Here is a 21,522-nt window from a genome sequence, read left to right as displayed (position 1 = left end):
GCCGGACCCCACCGCCGACAGGTTCGGACGAAAGGCCCTAGGCCGGTCCCTCCGCGGCGCGGATCGCGTCCCGGTACGCCCGCGCCGCCGCCCGCAGCGCCGCTTCCGGGTCGACGCCGTCGGCCTCGGCGCGCAGGGCCAGCGCGAGCAGTTCGTAGCCGACGCCCTCGCCGGACGGGAGGGATACGTCGAGGCCGGCCGTGCGGACCCTCGACCCCAGCTTGGCCGCGAGCGCGAGGCCGGGCTGTCCCACCGGCACCCCGTCCGTGACGGACTCGCGCTGCTTCTCCACGGCCTTCGTGCGCAGCCAGTGCTCCTTCACGTCCTCCGGCGTGAGCGCCGTGTCGTCGCCGAAGACGTGCGGGTGGCGGTGGATGAGCTTCTCGACGATGCCGCCGGCGACGTCGTCCACGGAGAACGCCTCGTCCCCTTCCTCACCGGAGGCCTCCTCGGCGATCCGGGCGTGGAAGACGACCTGGAGGAGCACGTCCCCGAGCTCCTCGCGCAGCTCGTCCCGGTCGCCGTCCTCGATCGCCTCGACGAGTTCGTACGCCTCCTCGATCGCGTACTTCGCCAGGCCCTTGTGGGTCTGCTGCGAGGACCACGGGCACTCGCGGCGGATGCGGTCCATGACCTGGACCAGGTCGAGGAGGCGGGCGCCCGGCAGGTCGTAGGAGGCCGGGAGCAGTTCCAGGTCGGGCATCGCGACGCGGCCCGAGCCGGCGAGCGCGGCCAGGCCGTCGGTCAGGCGGCGGTCGCCCTCGGCGGTGGCGACGATCACGACGGTGCGGCCCCCGGCACAGGCGTCGACGAGCTCGTGGGCCGTCGGCGCCGCCTCCCGCACCTCGATGCCGGCCTCCCGCAGATATGGCAGCTGCGGGTGCGCGGCGTCGGCGCACAGCACCTCGTCGGCGGCGTGCAGGAGCTGCCAGGCCGACCAGGACAGCAGGCCGGGTGCGACGCGGTGGCTGGTGGTGAGCAGGATGATGCGGCCGGTCGGGGCGGCGGCGGGTGCGTTCTCGGCGTTCACGCCTCGAACGTAACCCAGGCCGCCCGCCGCGCCCCAGGGCGAGAGGCCCTACGCCGTCTGCTCGTCCCCCGTCTTCGGGGACGTGACCTCGCGTACCCACGGCGTCTTCGCGTCGGCGCGGCCGTGGCTCTTGGCGATGTCCCAGGTGCCGTAGCGCGGGTTCAGGTCGACGTTCAGCTCCTTGGAGGCCTGGTCGAGCGCCTTCCAGAAGGGGGCCTGGTCGCTCTCGGACTGGGACTGCATGTTCGCGCCGACCTTCTGGGCGAGGCCCATGACCTCAAGATCGGTGCGGGCGCTGTCCGTGATGCGCTCGGGCGCGATGTTGTACTGCTCGAGCAGGGCGAGCCGCATCTGCCGGACGCCGCCGGCCTGCTGCGCCATCGCGGCTTCCCGCTCCTGGACCTGCTTGCGGCTCACCTTGACGCCCGCGTCGGCGGCCGCGCGGTGCAGGACCCGGTCGAAGACCATGGAGTGCAGCGTGTTCCGGGTGAGGCTGCCGGACTTGGCGATGGCCTGCTCGTACTGCTGGTCGTCCTTGGTGGCGGCCTGCTGGGCATCGCGCACCTCGTTGACCCGGTTCTCCAGCTGGGAGACGGTGATGCGGTCGCTGCCCACGACGGCCGCGGCGCCGGGATGCGCGTCGTCGCCGCAGGCGGTGAGGAGGGGGACCGCGGCTACGGCGGCGATGGAGAGGACGAGCGCGGTGCAGCGGCTGTTGCGGCGATGCAAGGTGGGCCTCCCTGCGAAGAGTTTGTGCGTCGGTGCACAAAGTCCGGCGGTGATCGATGTTAGGCAGTGGCCGTGCTCTCGGCCACCTATTCGACCCAACGATTCGTCGGGAGTTGAGGCACTCCGCCGCGCCCGGCCCGCCCCGGCTCAGCCCCGGACCTGCCCCAGCCACTGCAAGGTGCGGCGGATTTCGGCCGGGAACGGGTGTCCCGGCCCGTGGAGGCGCTCCGCGTCGTGCAGCAGACGTACGAGGGTGTCGTGCGCGGCGGCCCGGTCGCCGAGCGCGAGGAGCAAGTGGCCGATGCGGCGCCGGACTTCGAGGGGCAGCGTGATGTCCGTCGTCGCGTACTGGTTCTCGTAGTACGGGAGCAGTGCCCGGTATTCGGCGAGGGCGGCGGCCGGTTCGCCGAGCTGTTCCAGGCACTGCGCGGCCTCGTAGCGGAACTGGAGGGACTGCGGGTCGGCCTGGCCCGCCTCGGCGGAGCGCTCGTCGGCGAGGCGGCGCAGCTCGGGCAGGGCGCGGCGGTACTGACCGTCGTCCATGAGCGTCGCGGCGTACTGCTTGCGCAGGGTCCGGACGACCGGTGAGTGCTCGCCGTGCTGGGCCGCGGCGGCGGGCAGGATCGCGCCGAGGATGTCGACGGCCTGCGTGATGCGGCCCTCGCCGAGGAGGCGCTTGACCTCGTCGACGGCGCCCGCGACGTCCGGCTTGTCGGTGTGGGGCGTGGGCGCGGCGGGCTGCGGGGCGGGGGTGCGGGCGCGGTCCGGCCAGGGGGCGTGCGGGCGCAGGAAGGGGCGGGTCGGGTCGAGGGGGCCGCCGCTCGGTACGCCGCGCGCGGGCAGCAGCGGGAGCAGGGCCTCGTACGTCTCCTGCGCGGAGGCGGGCCGGTGCTGCGGGTCCTTGGCGAGCAGGCGCAGGACGAGCGCTTCCAGGGGTTCGGGGACCTCGGGGCGCAGGCGACGGACCGGCAGGGGCGGCTCGTAGAGGTGGCGGTGCAGGACGCCGAGGGCGGTGGAGCCCGCGAACGGGACGTCTCCGCTGAGGAGTTCGTGCAGCAGCACCCCGAGCGCGTACAGGTCCGTGTAGGGGCCCACCGCGCCGCCCATGGCCTGTTCGGGCGCCATGTAGGCGGGGCTGCCGATGGGGGAGCCGGTGTGGGTGAGGCGGGTGGTGTCGGTGTCGAGCACAGAGGCGACGCCGAGGTCGAGGACGGTGACGGTGCCGTCCTGCTTGACCATCACGTTCCGCGGCTTGAGGTCGCGGTGCACGATCGGCACGGCGTGCACCGCGCACAGGACGGCGCACAGCTGGGCCGCGACGGAGACCGCCCACTGCCACGGGTAGGGGTCGTGCTCGGCGAGGTGGTCGGAGAGGTCGGCCCCGTCCACGTACTGCATGACGAGGTAGAGGTCCTCGCCCTGGGTGCCCGCGTCGTGGACGGTGACCAGGCCGGGGTGGTCGACCTGGGCCGTGACGCGGCACTCGCGCACGAAGCGGCGGCGCAGCTCGTCGGCCTCCTGGCCGGCGACGCGGTCGGGGCGCAGCAGCTTCACGGCGACGCGCCGGTCGAGCCGCTGGTCGTACGCCGTCCAGACCTGGCCCATGCCGCCCTGGCCGATGAGGGTGGACAGCTCGTAGCGCCCGGCGACGAGTTGTCCGCCGGACGCGTTCAGGGGGTGGGTCACCGTCCGCCTTCCTGCTTTCGCAGGTAGTCGCTGAGTTCGTCGAGCTCCGCGCGGACCTGGTCGATGCGGTGGGGCGGCGGCGCCTGGGGCTGCGGGGCGGGGGTGGGCACGGGCGTGGGGGCCGGGCCCGCGGTCTGGGTGAGCTGGTCGTGCACGGGCGGCGTCGACGGCGGCGCGGGCTGCGGCGCGGGCTGCGCGTAGTGCTGCGCTTGCGGATACCCGTACGCGGGTTGCTGGTGCGGGGGTTGCTGGTGCGGCTGCTGCAGCGGCTGGTACCCGCTTGCGTAGCCGCCGTAGAACCCGAGGCGCCCCTTGCGGCCGTGGCGGATGTCGGCCACGAGGTAGTACGAGACGACTCCGGCGAGCGTGATCAGGAGGATCGTCATGCCCGCGTCGCCCCGCCACGTCGTGAACTCGTCGACGCCCGGGTCCGTGGCGAGCAGCGAGACCGTGCCGGTCTGGAGCGCGGCGACGGACGCGAAGATGATCCAGTCCGTCCTGCTGCGCGTCGTCAGCGCGAGGCGCAGCAGCGCCGCCCACGCGAGGAAGCCGATGCTCAGCACGGCGAGCGCCACGAACAGGACGCGCAAACCGATCTGCACGCCATGCGACGGGCGCTGTGGCGGTGGCATGTAGCCCTGGCCGTGCATGGTTTCTCCTGCTGCTCCTGCTGACGGGTCCTTTGTGTGTCGAGCGTATAGGCCGACTCCGACAACCCGCGCCGGGTTGTACGGAACCGTTGCCGTACGGATGTCGAACGCGTCACTCGGGGCCGAGTGTGCCGTCCGTCAGTCCGTCGTGCAGGCCCCGCACGAGCTGTTCGCCGAGGCGCGCGGCCTGGCGCAGGGCGTCCTCGAACCCGGCCAGGGCGCGGAAGCGTTCGCCGTAGCGGCGCTGGTCGGCGAGCGGCAGGCGCGGGAGTTGGAGGCGGCGCACGTCCAGGCGCGTAGCCGTGGACGCGAAGCTGCTGGCCTGCCGGTTGTTGGCGGTGCCGCGCAGGAACCCGGCGAGGAACCAGGGGTCGAGCGCGTCCCGGTCGGGGCGCAGCAGCGTCAGGCCGCGGCCGAGCGCGGCGCCCGCGGTGGCCTCGTCGACGACGCGGACGACCGCCCCGCCGCCCGCCAGCGGCACGACGACGTCACCCGCTTCGACGAGTACGGGCTCCTCGTCGCCGCCCTGGGGCGAGCCGGAGGGTGCGGTTCCGGCGAGGACGTCGTGGTCGGTGAGGACGGGCACGCGCGCGGAACCGCCGGTGGCGGGCCCCGATGCCGCCGCGATCGCCGTGGCGGTCCGCAGCAACAGTGCGCCCGCGCGGGCGAGTTCACCCACCGTCGTCTGCGGCCAGCGGGCCGGGCTCTGCGCGGCGGGCGGGGTGTCGGGGGCGCGGTCGGCGGTGAGGCGCAGGGTGTCGCCGAGGCGGGTGCGGACCGCGGCGAGCTCCTCGGCGCCGCCGCCCGCGGCCGGGGGCGGCAGCCGGCGCGCGGGCGCTAGGTCGACCTCGTCGTCGAGCAGCTCGATCACGGGCACGGAGCGGGCGATGCCGGGCAGTTCCTCGATCGTGCCGTCGCGGTCGAAGGGCCGCCAGGCGTCGAGGACGGCTTGCTGGACCTGCTCCCACGGCAGCTTGTCGCGTCCGTCGCCGGAGCCCGCCGGGCCGCCCCCGGTCGTCTCGACGAGGAGGAGTTCCGGCGCGGGCGGTGTGCCGGCGCCGGGCCTGCGCAGGACCCACAGGTGCAGCGGGATGTTGTTGGGCGGGACGGAGCCCGCGGGCAGGGCGATCACGGCACGCAGGGCGCCGCGGCGCAACAGGTCGGCACGGATGCGGCGGCCCGAGCGGCGGGAGGCGGCGGCGGGCGGCATCAGCAGGACGGCGGTGCCGCCGTCGCGCAGGCGGGCCAACGCGTGCTGGATCCAGGCGAGTTCGGACTCGGTGCGGGCCGGGAAGCCGTACTCCCAGCGGGCGTCGTAGGCGAGTTCGTCGTGACCCCAGTTGCGTTCGTTGAACGGCGGGTGGGCGAGCACGGCGTCGGCGCGGATGTCGGGGAACGCGTCGGCACGCAGGGTGTCGCCGGCCGCGGTGCGCACGGTGGCGCCGTCGGCGGCCGGGGTGCCGAGCGCGAGACGGAGCGCGGTGAGGGCGGCGAGGTCGGCGGCGCTGTCCTGGCCGTAGAGGCGCTGGTCCGGCTCGGGTGAGAGGTCGCGCACGGCGCGCAGCAGGGCGCCGGTGCCGCAGGCCGGGTCGAGAACGGTGCGGGCGGGTCCGGCGAGGGCGGCCATGAGCTGGGCGGGGCCCGCGGGCGTGAGCGTGTACTGGCGCGGGTTGGCGTCGAGATGACGGCCGAGCAGGAACTCGTACGTCTGGCGGGCGCCCAGTTCCGCGGCGAGTTCGGCGGCGCCGCGCAGCAGCGGGACGGAGGGCAGGAGCCCGTTGTCGGGCAGGCGCACCGCGCGCTCGTCGCGGGGGCCGAAGCGCGGGGTCAGGACGTCGTCGAGGGCGGCCGGGAGGCGCTGGGCGAGGTGCTCGTCGGAGGCCGCGGCGAGTTCGAGCCAGTCGGTGGGCCGGTCGTGCACGAGGAGCAGGGCGCAGCCGGCGTGCAGGAGCGCGACGCCGGGACCCGCGGGGTGCCCGGCGAGCTGCTGCCAGACGCGTTCACGCAGCGGGACCTCGGCGAGCTTGCCCTGCTCGCGCAGCCAGTTCTCGACGTCGGTGAGGGCGAACGAGGGGCTGGTCTCGGTCCCGCCGACAGGCTTGGGGAAGTCGGGGTGGCGGCGGCGCCAGTTGCTGACGGCGGCGCGGCCGACCCCCGCGAGCCGGGCGATCCCGGCCGCGGTCACTTCTGTGGCGTTGTCCTGCACCCGGCGTGCTCCCCTCGGCTCCCCCACATGACTGTGGCGCCGAGCATACCCGTGAACGCATAAGCGCCCCATTCACGAGCGTGTACATACTCGACCTTGTGAACCGTGTTGACTCGGTTCACAAGCTCTGCTCTTATTGACTCATCGAAACGAGCGGTCGCCGGAATCGGAGGGCCGCCTTCTGTGGGGGGGATCAGCCATGGGCATGAAGACCAAGGTCGCGCTGGGTGCGGTCGTCGGGATCGTCGTGATCGGTGTCGTATCGGCGAACTCGGGTGACGGCGGCAACGGCGACAGGGGAAACAACGGCGGCACTTCGGCCGCCGCGGACAAGAACGCGGGCGGCTCCGGCGACAAGGCCGGCAAAGCCGCCGACACCAAGTCCGACTCCGGCGACAAGGCCACGTCGAAGGCCTCGCAGGCCGAGCAGTTCAAGGCCTTCGTGACGAAGAACGGCACGCCCAAGGAGAAGGAAGCCGTCGCCCACGTCCTCAAGGTCCAGGGCGCCGACCGGCAGAACGACATCCTCGACAGCGCCGACGTCTACACCGACTTCACCGGCGGACTGATGGGCGAGGGCTCCGGCCCCTCCAAGCTGATCGCCTCCGCGTTCGCGGACTGGAAGGACAGCAAGAACGGCCTCGTCACGGTGTACGACGCCGACGGCGAAATCATCACCAACGGCAACTTCTGACGGCCGTACACCACCGCTCCGCCTCCACCACCTCAACCACTCACCCGGGGAACTCCCATGCGCCGCAACACACTTGCCGCCCTCTGCCTCACCGCCGTCACGGCCACCCTCTCGCTCACCGCCTGCGGGCCCGGCGGCCCCGGTGACGCCGCGGGCCCGGGCGACAAGCCCAAGGCCCCCTTCGCCGACCTGTCGGGACCGCAGATCGCCAACAAGGCGATGAAGGCCACCCGCGGCGCCAGGTCCCTCACCATCAAGGGCAACACGGCCGACGGGGACGGCGGGCAGATCGCCCTCGACGTCGCCCTCGACAAGAAGGGCGAGTGCACCGGCTCGATGGGCATGCAGGGGCAGGGCAAGGTCGACCTGATCAAGACGGGCCCGACCGTGTACCTCAAGTCCGACGAGGCGTTCCTGCGCGCCCAGAGCGAGGGCGAGTCCAAGGCGGACACCGACGCCGTCGTGAAGATGCTCGCGGGCCGCTGGATGAAGTCGAAGGCGGACAGCCCCGACGCCAAGGACATGGCGGACTTCTGCGACCTCGACTCGATGCTCGCCGAGTTCAAGAGCAATGACACCCTCGCCCGCAAGGGAAGGGCGACGACGGTCGACGGCGCGCCCGCGTTCACGGTCACCGAGACCGACGGCAAGGACGAGTTCACGCTCTACGTCGCGACCGAGGGCAAGCCGTACGTGCTCAAGCTCGTCACCAAGTCCGCCAAGGAGCCGGCCTCGCTCACGTTCTCGGACTACGACAAGCCGGTCAAGGCCGCGCCGCCGGCCGACAAGGACATCGTCGACCTCGACAAGCTGGACGGCTGAACCGTCCTGCGCACGCGGTCACTTGGCGTGGAAGCGCTCCGGCGCCGACGTCGGGTTGCCGCCCGTGGGCAGCGCCTGGTCGGGGCAGGTCGACAGCACCCGCTTCATGGCGTCCCGCTCACCGGCCGTCACCCACAGCCCGTACTTCTTCTTCACGGCGACCTGCCCGGCGACATAGGTGCACCGGTACCCCTTGCGGGGCGGCAGCCAGGTCGCCGTATCGCCCTCACCCTTGCTGCGGTTGGGGCCCGCGTCGACCGCGAGGAGGTTGAGCGGGTCGTTGGCCAGGGCGATGCGCTTGCTCGGGTCCCACTTCTGGGCGCCCTTCTGCCAGGCGTCGGAGAGGGCCACCAGATGGTCGATGTCGACCTGGCTGCGGCCGCGCGCGAACGCGATCTCCTTGCCGGTGTACGGGTCGGACGCGAGCGTCCCCGACACGACCATGCAGCGCCCGTCGCGGAACTTCACCCCCGTCAGGTCCCGCTTGAGTATGTCGTCCCGGGTGTCGCAGCCGTTCGAATCGGTGTCGGCCCAGGCGCTGCCGAAGCGGCCCCGGTCGTAACCGGTCTTGGGTGCCCGCCCCTTGACGGTCAGCGAGTTCACGGCGTCGAGGGCACTGCCCGCCTTGTACTCGGGCCCCGACCCCGACCCGCCCTGCTGCTCCACGGTGCAGCCGGTGGCGGCGGCCACGGTCACCAGTACGGCGGCGACGGCCCGCCCAGCGCCTCGCATCACGACGCTCCCCCCTGCTAGTCCGGTTTCGGTGTCACCGTATCGGGTGAACGCACCCGTCACCCGGGCGCACCGGGGCGCGCGGAAGCAGACCGGCCATGCCTCCGAAGACCCGGCAGGCACGGCCGGCTGAACGCGCCCTCGCTACGAACCGAGGATCGACGTCAAGAACTCGCCGACCCAGCCCAGGAGTTCGCGTCCGACCAGCGGCTTGCCGCCCACCTTCGCGGTCTTCGGGCGCGGGACGAGCACCTGGTGCGCCGCCGCCTTGATGACCGTGCCCGGGTAGAGGCGCTTGAGACGCAGCTCCTGCGACTCCCTCAGCTCCACGGGGGCGAAGCGGATGTTGTTGCCCTGGAGGACGATCTCGCCGACGCCGCACGCCCGCGCGAACATGCGCAGGCCTGCGACGAGCAGCAGGTTCTCGACCGGCTCGGGCAGCTTGCCGTAGCGGTCGGTGAGCTCCTCGCGGACCGCCCTGACGTCCGCTTCCGTGTTCACGGAGGCGATGGCGCGGTAGGCCTGCAGCCTGAGCCGCTCACCCGGCGCGTAGTCGTGCGGGACGTGGGCGTCGACCGGGAGCTCGATCTTGACGTCCAGGGGCGGCTCCTCCTCGACGCCGCCCTCGACGGCGGCCCGGTAGTCGGCCACCGCCTCGCCGACCATGCGGATGTAGAGGTCGAAGCCGACGCCCGCGATGTGGCCCGACTGCTCGCCGCCGAGCAGGTTGCCCGCTCCGCGGATCTCCAGGTCCTTCATCGCCACGTACATGCCCGCGCCCATCTCCGTGTGCTGGGCGATGGTGGCGAGACGCTCGTGCGCGGTCTCGGTGAGCGGCTTCTCCGGCGGGTACAGGAAGTACGCGTAACCGCGCTCGCGGCCTCGGCCGACGCGGCCGCGCAGCTGGTGGAGCTGGCTGAGACCGAAGTTGTCGCCGCGCTCGACGATCAACGTATTCGCATTGGAGATGTCGATGCCCGACTCGACGATCGTCGTCGAGACGAGGACGTCGAACTTCTTCTCCCAGAAGTCCACGACCACCTGCTCCAGGGCCTGTTCGGACATCTGGCCGTGGGCCGTCGCGATACGCGCCTCGGGGATGATGTCGCGCAGGCGGGCCGCCGCGCGGTCGATGGACTCGACGCGGTTGTGGATGTAGAAGACCTGGCCCTCGCGCAGCAGTTCACGGCGGACGGCGGCGCCGATCTGCTTCTCCTCGTACGGGCCCACGAAGGTGAGCACCGGGTGGCGCTCCTCCGGCGGCGTGGTGATCGTCGACATCTCGCGGATGCCGGTGACGGCCATTTCGAGCGTACGGGGGATGGGGGTCGCGGACATCGTGAGGACGTCGACGTTCGCGCGGAGCTTCTTCAGCTGCTCCTTGTGCTCGACGCCGAAGCGCTGCTCCTCGTCGACGATGACCAGTCCGAGGTCCTTGAACTTCGTCTCGGAGGAGAACAGGCGGTGCGTGCCGATGACGAGGTCGACCGCCCCGTCGCGCAGGCCCTCCAGGGTGGCCTTCGACTCGGTCTCCGTCTGGAAGCGCGACAGCGCCCGTACGTTCACGGGGAATTGGGAGTAACGCTCGGAGAACGTGCCGAAGTGCTGCTGGACGAGGAGGGTCGTGGGCACGAGGACCGCGACCTGCTTGCCGTCCTGGACGGCCTTGAAGGCTGCGCGAACAGCGATTTCTGTTTTGCCGTAGCCGACGTCGCCGCAGATCAGGCGGTCCATCGGGACCGTCTTCTCCATGTCCTCCTTGACCTCGGCGATGGTCGTGAGCTGGTCGGGCGTCTCCACGTACGGGAAGGCGTCCTCCAGCTCGCGCTGCCAGGGCGTGTCCGGGCCGAAGGAGTGGCCGGGCGCCGCCATGCGCGCCGAGTACAGCTTGATCAGGTCCGCGGCGATCTCCTTGACCGCCTTCTTCGCGCGGGCCTTCGTCTTCGTCCAGTCCGCGCCGCCGAGCCGGTGCAGCGTCGGGGCCTCGCCGCCGACGTACTTGGTGATCTGCTCCAGCTGGTCGGTGGGGATGTAGAGGCGGTCGCCGGGCTGGCCGCGCTTGGCGGGTGCGTATTCGACGACGAGGTACTCGCGGGTCGCGCCCTGGACCGTGCGCTGCACCATCTCGATGTAGCGGCCCACGCCGTGCTGCTCGTGGACGATGTAGTCGCCGGACTCGAGGGTGAGCGGGTCGATCGTCTTGCGGCGGCGGGCCGGCATGCGCTGGCCGTCCTTGCCCGCCGCCTTCTGGCCGGTCAGGTCCGTCTCGGTGAGGACCGCCAGCTTCAGGGCCGGATCCACGAAGCCGTAGTCGATGGAGCCGCAGGAGACCTGCACGACCGCCGGGGCGAGCTCGGTGAGGTCCTGGTCGAGGCGAGCCGGGACTCCTTCGCCGCCGAGCACCTCGACGGTGCGGGCTGCGGGGCCGTGCGCCTCGGTGACGTAGACGGTGCGCCAGCCGTCGGACAGCCAGCCCTTGGTGTCGGCGAGCGCCCGCGCGGTGTCGCCGCGGTACGACTCGGGGGCGTGCATGCCGAGCTTGAGGGTGTCGGAGCCCAGCTCCTCGTCGGCGGCGAACGGGGAGACGGACCACCACATCATGTCCAGCTCGCGCGCCCGGTCGCGGACGTCGGCGATGGACCGCAGGGACGCCGCGTTCACGTCGATGGGGGCCTCGCCGCCGCCGGCCGTGGCCGCCCACGACGCCTGGAGGAACTCCTGCGACGTGGCCACCAGGTCGGCCGCGCGCGTGCGCACCCGCTCCGGGTCGCACACCACGGCCATGGAGCCCCCGGGCAGCACGTCGAGCAGCAGCTCCATGTCGTCGACGAGGACCGGGGCGAGGGACTCCATGCCCTCGACCGCGATGCCCTCGGCGATCTTGCCCAGGAGTTCGCCCAGCTCGGGGTGTTCCTGGGCGAGGGCGGCGGCGCGCTCGCGCACCTGGTCGGTGAGCAGCAGCTCACGGCAGGGCGCCGCCCACAGGCCGTGCTCGGCGACCTCCAGGGAGCGCTGGTCGGCGACCTTGAAGTAGCGGATCTCCTCGACGTCGTCGCCCCAGAACTCGACGCGCAGGGGGTGTTCCTCGGTCGGCGGGAAGACGTCGAGGATGCCGCCGCGCACGGCGAACTCGCCGCGCTTCTCGACGAGTTCGACCCGGGAGTAGGCGGCCGCGGCCAGCGCCTCGACGATCTCGTTCAGATCGGCGCTCTGTCCGGTGCTCAGCGCCACGGGCTCCAGGTCGCCGAGCCCCTTGACCTGCGGCTGGAGCACGGACCTGACGGGGGCGACGACGACGGAGACCGGGCCGGTCTCCGGGTCGTCGGCGCGGGGGTGCGCGAGGCGGCGCAGGACGGCGAGGCGGCGGCCCACGGTGTCGGAGCGCGGGGAGAGCCGCTCGTGCGGGAGCGTCTCCCACGAGGGGTACTCGACGATGCCGTCCGGCGGCAGCAGCGACCGCAGCGCCGCGGCCAGATCCTCGGCCTCCCGCCCGGTGGCGGTCACGGCGAGCACGGTCCGCCCGGTCCGCCGCGCGAGAGCAGCCACCGCGAAGGGCCGCGCGGCGGGCGGGCCGACGAGGTCGACGTGGGGGCGGTGTCCGTCGGTGGCGGCCTTCACCGCTTCGGCGAGCGCCGGGTCTCGTACTACGGCGTCCAGCAGACCGTGCAGGCTCATGAAGGGCTTCCATCCCGGGGAGTGGGCAACGCGAACCGCCCGACACGTCGTACGGGCCGGGGGTCTTCCAGACTACGACGCGCCGCCGACACCCGCGTGCGGATCATTCGCGGATCACATGCATGGTCCCCAGGACCCACGGCGGCCCCGGAGTGTCCGGGAAGGACACTCCGGGGCCGCCGTGCCCGTTCCCCCGTTCGCATCGCCCCGCGGAGTTACTCCGTGGCGATCGCGTTCAGTACGTTCATCCGGCCCGCCCGGAACGCCGGGATCAGGGCGGCGAACAGGCCCACGAAGGCCGAGCCGATGAAGACGCCGATGATCGTCGGCCAGGGGATCTCCAGGACGTCCAGGCCCTCCAGGGCGAGGAGCTTCTGGGCGGTCGCGCCCCAGCCCATGCCCAGGCCGAGGCCGAGGAGGGCGCCGAAGAGGGCGATGACCACCGACTCCAGGCGGATCATGCGGCGCAGCTGCCGGCGCGAGAGGCCGATGGCCCGCATCAGGCCGATCTCACGGGTGCGCTCCACCACAGAGAGGGCCAGGGTGTTCACGACGCCCAGGACCGCCACGATGATCGCGAGGGCCAGGAGGCCGTAGATCATGTTGAGGAGCTGGCCGATCTGGTCCTTCAGGGTCTGCTTGTAGTCGGTCTGGTCCTTGACGTGGACCGTCGGGTCGGACGCGACCGACGACTTCAGCGCCTTGTAGGCCTGGCCGGCCTTGCCGGCGTCCGCCTTGGCGAACATCATCCCGTTGAGCGGCAGCCGGTCGGCGGGCAGGTACTGCTTCGCGGTCGTGAGGTTGATGTACATCGCGCCCTTGTCGAACGTGGTGTCGTCCGACGTGATCGCCGCGATCTTCAGGTCGGCGGTACGGCCGTGCTCGAAGGCGACGTTCATGATGTCGCCGACCTTGAGGTGGTTCTTCTCGGCGAACTCCGAGCCGACCGACATCGCGTTCTTCCCGTACGCCGCCGACAGCTCACCGGCGGTCGTCTCGCGCCGCAGGTCCTGGGCGTACGTGGGCGTCGCGGCGACGAGCTCCTCGTCCTCCTTCACACCGCCCGGCGTGGTGAGCTTCGTCTTGACGAACTTGACCTCCGTGACGTGGGAGACATACCCCGACTCACCCGCCTTCTTCAGGGCCTCGGCGGCCTGCGGCTTCAGCCCGTTCTGTCCCTCGATGATGAAGTCGGCGCCGACGGACTTGTCGAGCTCGCTGGTGGCCGAGGCGACCATCGAGGAGCCGACGACGGACAGGCAGGCGACGAGCGCGAGGCCGATCATCAGGGCCGCGCCGGTGGCGCCGGTGCGGCGCGGGTTGCGCAGCGCGTTGCGCTCGGCCATGCGGCCGACGGAGCCGAACATCCGCAGGAGCAGGGCGCTGATGACGCGCACCACACCGCCCGCGAGCAGCGGTCCGATGACGACGAACCCGATGAGCGTGGCGACGATACCGACGCCGAGCCACAGGGAGCCCTCGCTCGCCTCGGCGGCCTGCGTGGCGGTGTAGAGCGCGAAGCCGCCGCCGCCCGTGAGGACGAGCCCGATCAGGGCACGGACGACTCCCGCCTTGACGTCGGCGGGGGTGCCGGCGTCCCTGAGGGCCGCCATCGGCGAGACCTTGCCCGCGCGGCGGGCCGGAACGTAGGCGGCGAAGACGGTGACGACGATGCCGAGGAGCAGCCCGACCACGGGGGTCGTCCACCGGACGGTCAGGTCGTCGGTGGACAGGTCCATGCCCGCCGCGGACATCATCTTCATCAGGCCGACCGCGAGACCGACGCCCGCGCCGACGCCGATGACCGACCCGAAGACGCCGAGCAGCAGCGCCTCGACGAGGACCGAGCGGTTGACCTGCTTGCGGCTCGACCCGATGGCGCGCATCAGGCCGATCTCGCGGGTCCGCTGGGCGACCAGCATGGAGAAGGTGTTGATGATCAGGAAGATGCCGACGAGGAAGGCGATCCCGGCGAAGCCGAGCATGGCGTACTTGATGACGTCCATGAACTCGCCGACGTCCTTGCGGTTGGCGTCCGCGGCTTCCTTCTGCGTCTGGAACTTGTACGGGCCGCCGAGGGACGCCGCGACGTTCTTCTTGAGGACGCTGTCGCTGACGCCGGTGGCGGCGGCGACGTTGATCTGGGTGAACCGGCCGCTCCGGCCGATGAGTTCGCGCTGGGCGGTGGCCGTGTCGAAGTAGACGACGGCGGCACCGGGGTTGGTCACCTTGAAGGAGGCGATGCCGACGATCTTCGCCCTGAAGTCACCGGTGGCGGCGATGGTGCGCAGCTCGTCACCCATCTTCAGGCGGTGCTTCTTCGCCGTGTCGGAGTCGACCATGACCTCGGTGGGCCCGCGCGGGGCGTGGCCTGAGGTGATGTCCATGGAACGCAGGTCGTTGTGCGTCCAGTTGCCCGCGATCGTGGGGGCGCCGTTCTCGGAGCCCATGTTCTTGTTGTCCGCGTTCACGACGGTCACGTTCATCGAACTGACCGCGCCCTCGGCCGACTTGACGCCGTCGGCCCGCTCGACCTGCGTGAGGGCGGAGGCCGGCATCGACTCGGGGCGCCCGGTGTCGCTGCCCTCGCTCCTGGCGGCCTTCGGGCTGACGGTCACGTCGGACGACGTCGCCGCGAACAGCTTGTCGAACGTCGTGTCCATCGTGTCGGTGAAGACGAGCGTGCCGCACACGAACGCCACCGACAGCAGGACCGCGACGGCGGAGAGGGCCATGCGTCCCTTGTGCGCGAAGAAGTTGCGCAGGGACGTCTTCATCACGGTGTTCGCACTCATGACGTGCGCCCCCGCGCGTCGAAGTCCTTCATGCGGTCGAGGACGGCGTCCGCGGTGGGGCGGAGCATCTCGTCGACGATGCGGCCGTCCGCGAGGTACAGCACCCGGTCCGCGTACGAGGCGGCGACCGGGTCGTGGGTGACCATCACGATGGTCTGGCCGAGCTCGTCGACGGACTGCCGCAGGAAGCCGAGCACTTCGGCGCCGGCGCGGGAGTCCAGGTTTCCGGTCGGCTCGTCACCGAAGATGATCTCCGGCCGGGCGGCGAGCGCGCGGGCCACGGCGACGCGCTGCTGCTGGCCGCCGGAGAGCTCGGTGGGCCGGTGCTTCAGGCGCTCGGCCAGGCCCACGGTCTGCACGACGCGGTCCAGCCACTGCTTGTCCGCCTTGCGGCCCGCGATGTCCATGGGAAGCGTGATGTTCTCGAGCGCGTTCAGCGTCGGCAGCAGGTTGAACGCCTGGAAGATGAAGCCGATCCGGTCCCGGCGCAGCTGCGTGAGCTTCTTGTCCTTGAGGCCGGTGATCTCGGTCTCGTCCAGGTAGATCTGCCCGGACGTGACGTTGTCGAGCCCGGCGAGGCAGTGCATGAGCGTGGACTTGCCGGACCCCGAGGGGCCCATGATCGCGGTGAACCGGCCGCGGGCGATGTCCACATCGACGTGGTCGAGCGCGACGACCCGGGTCTCGCCCGTGCCGTAGGCCTTGACGACCTGCCGCGCCCGCGCGGCGACGGCCGTTTGCCCTCCAGTGCCCCCGGTCCTGGGAATGGTCACAGCCGTTGTCACGGTAAGTCTCCTATGTCGGTCATGCGGAAAGTCAGGTGTGTGCGACGCGCTTCAGTCTGCTGGCGAGGGGGGCCCGGGCACCCTGGTGCAGGTCACCCTCTTTCCCGGGGGAAAACCCCACCCCTTGAAGGTAGGAAGAACCCCCCACCCCTCTCGTCCTCCGCGGGTACGAACCGGCCCCTGTCCGTAGTACGGAGGTCCCCCTAGGGGGAGTCCACCCAACGGTGGAGCTCCTCTAGGGGTTCGCTCCACCTTCCTGCGCAGTCACGCTCCACCCTCCCGCCGCGGCAGGGTCAAGTGAGAAGGTGTCGGGGGCGAGATAGATGCAGGGGGAAGGAATCCGGTGGGCGGCGCGACAACGCAGACGGGCACGGGCAAGGACCGGCGCCGGGGCGCGGTCGTCGCCGCGCTGATGCTCTCCATGGCACTGGCGGCACTCGACTCCACCATCGTCTCCACGGCGGTCCCGCAGATCGTGGGCGACCTCGGCGGCTTCTCCGTCTTCTCCTGGCTCTTCTCGGGCTACCTGCTCGCCGTCACCGTCACGCTGCCGGTCTACGGGAAACTGTCCGACACCTTCGGCCGCAAGCCCGTCCTCATCGGCGGCAGCATCCTCTTCCTCGTCGGATCGGTCCTGTGCGCGGGCTCCTGGAACATGGGCGCGCTCATCGCCTTCCGCGTCGTCCAGGGCCTGGGCGGCGGCGCCATCCAGGGCACCATCCAGACCCTCGCCGCCGACCTCTACCCCCTCAAGGAACGCCCCCGCATCCAGGCCAGGCTGTCGACGGTGTGGGCGACCTCGGCCGTCGCGGGCCCGGCGCTCGGCGGACTGCTCGCCTCGTACGCGGGCTGGCGCTGGATCTTCCTGATCAACGTGCCGGTCGGCGCGATCGCCCTCTGGCTCGTCGTGCGCCATCTCCACGAACCCGTACGGGAGAAGGGGCCGCGCGCCCGCATCGACTGGGCCGGCGCGCTCGCGGTGTTCGCGTGCGGCGGGGTGCTCCTGACGGCGCTCGTGCAGGGCGGCGTCGCCTGGGACTGGATCTCGGCTCCGTCGATCGCCATGTTCGGTACGGGAGCCGCGCTGATCGGCGCCGTCGTCGCCATCGAGCGGCGGGCCGCCGAGCCGATCATCCCCGGCTGGGTCTGGCGCCGCCGCACCATCGCCGCCGTGAATCTCGCGCTCGGCGCGCTGGGCCTCCTGATGGTCGCGCCGACCGTGTTCGTGCCCACCTACGCGCAGGCTGTCCTCGGACTCGCGCCCATGGCCGCCGGGTTCGTGCTCTCCGTGATGACGCTGAGCTGGCCCGTCTCCGCGGCCCTGAGCCAGCACGTGTACCGCAGGATCGGCTTCCGCAACACGGCCGTCGTCGGCATCGCGGCCGCGCTCCTCATCCTGCTCGCGTTCCCGCTGCTGCCCTACCCCGGGGCCGCCTGGCAGCCCGCGCTGGTCATGCTGCTGCTCGGCGCGGCACTCGGCCTCTTCCAACTGCCCCTGATCATCGGGGTCCAGTCGACCGTCGGGTGGGCCGAGCGCGGCACCACGACCGCGTCCGTCCTGTTCTGCCGGCAGATAGGCCAGACGGTCGGCGCCGCGCTGTTCGGCGCCGTCGCCAACACCGTGCTCGCCGGGCGCCTGGGCGGCGCGGGGTCCCTCGACTCGGTGGCCAAGGCCCTGGAGGACCCCGCCTCCGTGGCCGACCCGGACCGGTTGCGGCGGGCCGTGGCGGCGGCCGTCGACTCGGTCTACGTGGGTGCCGCGTGCGCGGCCGCGCTCGCGCTGATCGCCCTGCTGTGCCTCGCGCCGCGACGTTTCCCGGTGCTCGACCAGGACGGTGAGAGGGGCGGCGAGCGTTCGGGTGAGGCGACATCAGGGGCCGCTGGCAACTCAGCCGGCTCACAAGATGCGCATCAGCATCACTCACCCTTCTCACAACGAACCGACTGAACAGTTCGCAAGAACCGTCGCGGAAAGCGCCTACCTACGAGTAACGTTCCGGCTCCCCCCTCGCTCCCTGCGTCCGCAATCCCCGGCGGACCCAAGCCGCGCAAGGAGAACCGGGATGTCCGACACACCGCACCGCTCCTATTCCGACCACCAGAACGAGCCATGGCAGGGCCCCTTCCCCACGGGCCGGAGCCAGTACGGAAGCCAGAACCGGCACGGGTACCAGCAGCCACAGCCGCCGTACCCGCAACAACCGCCGCACCCGCAACAGCAGCCCGACCCCGCTCTCACCTATCCCTGGGCACCCCCTCCCCCACCACCGGCGCCCACGCACCGGCTCCCGCGCCACCCCGCGCTCGGCCACCACAGCGACCTGCGACTGCTGCGCAGCGCCTACCGCTGGCAGCGGCGCGTCGCCACGCTCACCGCGCTCGGCTACTTCACCCTCTTCCTCGTCCTGTCGGCGTTCGCGCCCTCCCTCATGACGGGCACGCTCCCCGGCGGCTTCTCCACCGGCCTCTTCCTCGGCCTGTGCCAGCTCCCGGTGACCGCGCTCGCGCTCTGGCTCTACGAGTACACCGCCCGCCGCCGCGTCGACCCGCTCGCCCACCGGCTGCGCAGACAAGCCGAGTTGGACCGGCGTCCGGCTCCCGGAACGGCCGGGGGGAACTTCCGATGACGGACTTCAGCAGCTCGGCCCAGGGCATGTCCCTGGTCGCCTTCACCGCGGTCGCCACCGTCACGCTGCTCCTGTGCGTGATGACCGGCCCCGACCGCGACAACCTCGACGAGTTCTACACCGGCTTCGGCTCCCTCACCCCGATGCGCAACGGCCTCGCCATCGCCGGCGACTACATCTCCGCGGGGACCGTCCTCGGCACCGGCGGCGTCATCGCGCTCACCGGCTACGACGGGATCGTCCTCGCCCTGAGCACGTCCCTGTCCCTGATGCTCCTGATGTTCCTGCTGGCCGAACCCCTGCGCAACGCGGGCCGGTTCACCATGGGCGACGTGATCGCCCGCCGCCTGCCGGGACGCTCCGTACGCATCGCCGCGTGCGCCACCACCCTCGCGGCGCTGCTCCCGCTGATGCTCGTCCAACTGGCGGGCGCGGGCGACCTGCTGGCGTTCGTCCTCGGGTTCACCAGCGAGGGCTTCAAGACGGGCTGCGTCATCGCACTCGGCGCCCTGATGATCAGCTACGCGGCGATCGGCGGCATGAAGGGCACCGCCCTCATCCAGATCATGAAGACCGTGATGCTGCTCGGCTCCGGCGTGGCCGTCGCTCTGCTGATCCTCTACCGCTTCGACTGGAACCCGGGCGCCCTCGCCTCGCAGGCCGCGCAGGCCAGCGGCGTGGGAGACGCCTTCCTGCACTCGGGCCTCCAGTTCACCGGCACCGCCAACCCCCGCCTGGACATGATCAGTTCGGAGCTGACCGTCGTCCTGGGCGGCGCCTGTCTGCCCCACGTCACCATGCGCATGTACACGGCGCGCAGCGCGCGTGAGGTGCGCCGCTCGATGTCCTGGGCGGTGTCGGCGGTCGGCCTCTTCGTGCTGATCATCACGGTCGTCGGGTTCGGCGCGACGGCGTTCCTGGGCCGGGCAGCCGTGGCGGCGGCCGACCCGCAGGGCGACACGGCGTATCTGCTCGGGGCGCGGGCCGCGTTCGGCGCGGACGCCTCCACGGCGGAGACGCTGGTGTTCACCACGGTCACCACGGCGCTCTTCCTCACGCTGCTCGCCTCGGTCGCCGGAATGATCCTGGCCTGCGCCAACTCCCTTGCGCACGACGTCTTCGCGCACCGCAGGACACCGCTCACCAGCCGCAGGGAAATGGCACTCGCCCGCATCTCGGCACTGTCCGTCGGCGGGCCCGCGATCCTCCTGGCCACGCTCGTCCAGCACCGCAACCTCCAGCCCCTGGTCACGCTGTCGTTCTGCCTGGGCGCCTCGGCGCTCGCACCGGCGCTCGTCTACACCCTGTTCTGGCGCCGCTACACGCGTACGGGGCTGCTGTGGACGCTGCTCGGCGGCACGGCGTCCTGCATCGTCCTGATGACGGGCACCAACCTGGTGTCGGGCTCGCCGGCCTCGGCGTTCCCCGGCCAGGACTTCAACTGGTTCCCCTTCACCACGACGGGCATCGTCTCCATCCCGCTCGGCTTCCTCTTCGGCTGGCTCGGCACGATGGCCTCCGGCCGCCGAACGGCTGACGGCCAACGCCGCCAGTACGAGGCGGTGGAGGCGTGGATCCTGGCGGGCGCGACGCGGCAGGCCCCGAAGGGGGAGGACGGGTAGACCCGACGCGGTCCACGCGCCCGGCTACGGCGTCCTGCCGGCGGGTTTGCGACCCCATCACGGCGTGCCGTCGACGGGCTGCGGCGCCTTTACGGCGTGCCGTCGACGGGCTGCGGCGCCTTTACGGCGTGCCGTCGACGGGCTGCGGCGCCTTCGCGACGTCCCGCCGACGAGGCTGCGGCCCCATTACGACCTCCCGCCGACGAAGCTGCGGCCCCTCCACGGCTCCCCGCCGGCGAGGGCGCGGCCGCTTACGGCGTGCCGTCAGCGTGGGCGCGGCCCCTGGCCACCAGCGCCTACGGCGTCCCGCCTGCCGGGTTGCGGCCCGTGAGCGTGGCCAGGGTGGTGCGGACGTGTTCCATGTGGGCGCGGACCTCGTCCCACTTCTCGCCGTGCGCGCGCAGCACCCGCTCCGTCTCGCGGCCCACGCCCTCCTCGTGCAGGGTCGCCTCCGCGAGGAGCTCCGCGGCGCGGGCCTCGGCGTCCTCCTCGCCGTGCCGGGCCGACTCCTCCGCCTCGGCGAACGCCCGCCGCGCCTCGGAGAGCCGCCCCTCGGCCAGCGCCAGGCGCTCCGCCTCGCGCGTGTCCGCCGCGGCCTCCTGCCCGGCGATCTCCCGCTCGGCCCCGTCCCGCCGCTCGGCGTGGTCCTTCTCCTGCCCGGCGAGGGTCGCCGCGGTCCGCTCCCGCACGTCGTCCAGCGCGGCGAGCGCTTCCTCGCGCCGCTCCTTCGCCTCGTCACGCGCGGCGGCGCGGGCCCCGTCGGCCGTGGCCCGGCCGGCGCCCAGCCGCTCGTCGGCCCACTGCTCCGCCTCGGCCAGTACGGCGTCGGCCGCGGCGCGGGCCGCCTCACGCGTCTCCCGCGCTCGGGCCTCCGCGTCCCGCGTGATCCGCCGGACGTCATCGGCGGCAGCCGCCCGTACCCCGTCCGCCTCCTCCTCGGCGAGGGCGAGGATCTCGCGGGCGCGGTCGCCGAGGGACTCGTACGTCTGCGGGGCGAGCTGCGTCACGGCCAGCCGCAGCCGCTGTGCCTCGGCCTCCAGCTCCTCGACCTGGGCGGTCAGCCGGGCGACACGCTCGCGGGCGTCGTCGCGGCCCTGGGACAGCTCGGCGGCCAGCGCGTCCACCTGCCCGGGACGGTAGCCGCGGCCCCGTCCCGTGACGAAGCCATGGGGCGACACCGACGCACCGCTGCTCATCCTTGATTCCCCTCTTCGCCTCTTCGGCTCTCCTACCCGGCACCTGATCGAGCCGAAGCGCTCAAAACAAGACACTCCACCCAACCCACTCGACAAGGATGCGCCAAATACTGCTGAAAGTCGGAATCGAGAGCCTTGAGGGCGAGGGAGGTCACACCCCGCCCACCGAAGACGCCCACAGAAGACGCCCACAGAAAGAGGAGAGGCGGGGGGGGGGGGGGGGGGGGCGGGCCCGGCGCCTCACGGGGGGACGAGGGGGCCGAGGCCCGCCCC

15 protein-coding genes are annotated in these 21,522 nt (G+C 72.0%); 5 read left to right on the top strand and 10 right to left on the bottom strand.

The genetic code is table 11. The features are described from left to right. Nucleotides 1-37: 37 nt before the first annotated feature. From ACWFR4_RS26855 to ACWFR4_RS26835, 5 genes are all read right to left on the bottom strand, one after another. Nucleotides 38-1,030, bottom strand: coding sequence for a nucleoside triphosphate pyrophosphohydrolase (locus ACWFR4_RS26855; protein WP_453458548.1), 993 nt, complete (start codon nucleotides 1,028-1,030; stop codon nucleotides 38-40). 48 nt (nucleotides 1,031-1,078) lie between these two features. Then, complete coding sequence (locus ACWFR4_RS26850; protein ID WP_453458550.1) at nucleotides 1,079-1,759, bottom strand: SurA N-terminal domain-containing protein; 681 nt, start codon at nucleotides 1,757-1,759, stop codon at nucleotides 1,079-1,081. Between the two features lie 147 nt (nucleotides 1,760-1,906). Beyond that, entirely contained in the window at nucleotides 1,907-3,391 is a 1,485-nt protein-coding gene (locus tag ACWFR4_RS26845) for a serine/threonine-protein kinase (RefSeq protein ID WP_276314692.1), read from the bottom strand. Nucleotides 3,392-3,441: 50 nt separating this feature from the next. Further along, on the bottom strand, nucleotides 3,442-4,095 hold the full coding sequence (locus ACWFR4_RS26840) for a hypothetical protein (protein ID WP_453654940.1): 654 nt from the start codon (nucleotides 4,093-4,095) through the stop codon (nucleotides 3,442-3,444). Between the two features lie 112 nt (nucleotides 4,096-4,207). After that, on the bottom strand, nucleotides 4,208-6,301 hold the full coding sequence (locus ACWFR4_RS26835) for an N-6 DNA methylase (RefSeq protein ID WP_453458555.1): 2,094 nt from the start codon (nucleotides 6,299-6,301) through the stop codon (nucleotides 4,208-4,210). Nucleotides 6,302-6,500: 199 nt separating this feature from the next. Between ACWFR4_RS26835 and ACWFR4_RS26830 the strand changes: the two genes are divergently transcribed. After that, the gene (locus ACWFR4_RS26830; protein WP_453654938.1) at nucleotides 6,501-6,995 is read left to right on the top strand and encodes a hypothetical protein; all 495 of its coding nucleotides are present in this window, start codon (nucleotides 6,501-6,503) and stop codon (nucleotides 6,993-6,995) included. 57 nt (nucleotides 6,996-7,052) lie between these two features. After that, nucleotides 7,053-7,817 (top strand): hypothetical protein, encoded by a 765-nt coding sequence (locus ACWFR4_RS26825; RefSeq protein WP_453654936.1) that lies wholly within the window; start codon nucleotides 7,053-7,055, stop codon nucleotides 7,815-7,817. Nucleotides 7,818-7,835: 18 nt separating this feature from the next. On the opposite strand, the gene ACWFR4_RS26820 is transcribed toward ACWFR4_RS26825, so the two are convergent. The 4 genes from ACWFR4_RS26820 to ACWFR4_RS26805 form a co-directional block, all read right to left on the bottom strand. Next, nucleotides 7,836-8,549 carry an HNH endonuclease family protein gene (locus ACWFR4_RS26820; protein WP_453654935.1) on the bottom strand — a complete coding sequence of 238 codons (714 nt, stop codon included), beginning with the start codon at nucleotides 8,547-8,549 and terminating at the stop codon, nucleotides 7,836-7,838. A 144-nt stretch (nucleotides 8,550-8,693) separates the two neighbouring features. Further along, complete coding sequence (gene mfd, locus ACWFR4_RS26815) at nucleotides 8,694-12,224, bottom strand: transcription-repair coupling factor (protein ID WP_453654933.1); 3,531 nt, start codon at nucleotides 12,222-12,224, stop codon at nucleotides 8,694-8,696. 215 nt (nucleotides 12,225-12,439) lie between these two features. Then, nucleotides 12,440-15,019, bottom strand: coding sequence for an ABC transporter permease (locus tag ACWFR4_RS26810; RefSeq protein WP_453654931.1), 2,580 nt, complete (start codon nucleotides 15,017-15,019; stop codon nucleotides 12,440-12,442). Beyond that, nucleotides 15,016-15,804 carry an ABC transporter ATP-binding protein gene (locus ACWFR4_RS26805; protein WP_453468353.1) on the bottom strand — a complete coding sequence of 263 codons (789 nt, stop codon included), beginning with the start codon at nucleotides 15,802-15,804 and terminating at the stop codon, nucleotides 15,016-15,018. The genes ACWFR4_RS26810 and ACWFR4_RS26805 overlap by 4 nt, the downstream gene beginning before the upstream one ends. 343 nt (nucleotides 15,805-16,147) lie before the next feature. On the opposite strand from ACWFR4_RS26805, the gene ACWFR4_RS26800 reads away from it, so the two are divergent. The 3 genes from ACWFR4_RS26800 to ACWFR4_RS26790 all read left to right on the top strand — a co-directional run bounded on the left by ACWFR4_RS26800 (nucleotide 16,148) and on the right by ACWFR4_RS26790 (nucleotide 20,053). Continuing rightward, the gene (locus ACWFR4_RS26800; RefSeq protein ID WP_453654930.1) at nucleotides 16,148-17,752 is read left to right on the top strand and encodes an MFS transporter; all 1,605 of its coding nucleotides are present in this window, start codon (nucleotides 16,148-16,150) and stop codon (nucleotides 17,750-17,752) included. A gap of 115 nt (nucleotides 17,753-17,867) precedes the next feature. Then, nucleotides 17,868-18,431: a DUF485 domain-containing protein gene (locus tag ACWFR4_RS26795; RefSeq protein WP_453468355.1), complete on the top strand. Its 564-nt coding sequence runs from the start codon at nucleotides 17,868-17,870 to the stop codon at nucleotides 18,429-18,431. Beyond that, nucleotides 18,428-20,053, top strand: a complete 1,626-nt coding sequence (locus tag ACWFR4_RS26790; RefSeq protein ID WP_453654929.1) for a sodium/solute symporter — start codon at nucleotides 18,428-18,430, stop codon at nucleotides 20,051-20,053. Before ACWFR4_RS26795 ends, ACWFR4_RS26790 begins: the two co-directional genes overlap by 4 nt. Nucleotides 20,054-20,349: 296 nt before the next feature. Here the strand turns inward: ACWFR4_RS26790 and ACWFR4_RS26785 are convergent, their stop codons facing one another. Continuing rightward, complete coding sequence (locus tag ACWFR4_RS26785; protein ID WP_453654927.1) at nucleotides 20,350-21,249, bottom strand: cellulose-binding protein; 900 nt, start codon at nucleotides 21,247-21,249, stop codon at nucleotides 20,350-20,352. Between the last annotated feature and the right edge of the window lie 273 nt (nucleotides 21,250-21,522).

The organism is Streptomyces sp. NPDC055140 (assembly GCF_053607285.1).
Note: the sequence above shows the minus strand (reverse complement) of the source record. Positions and strands in the feature narration are given on the sequence as shown.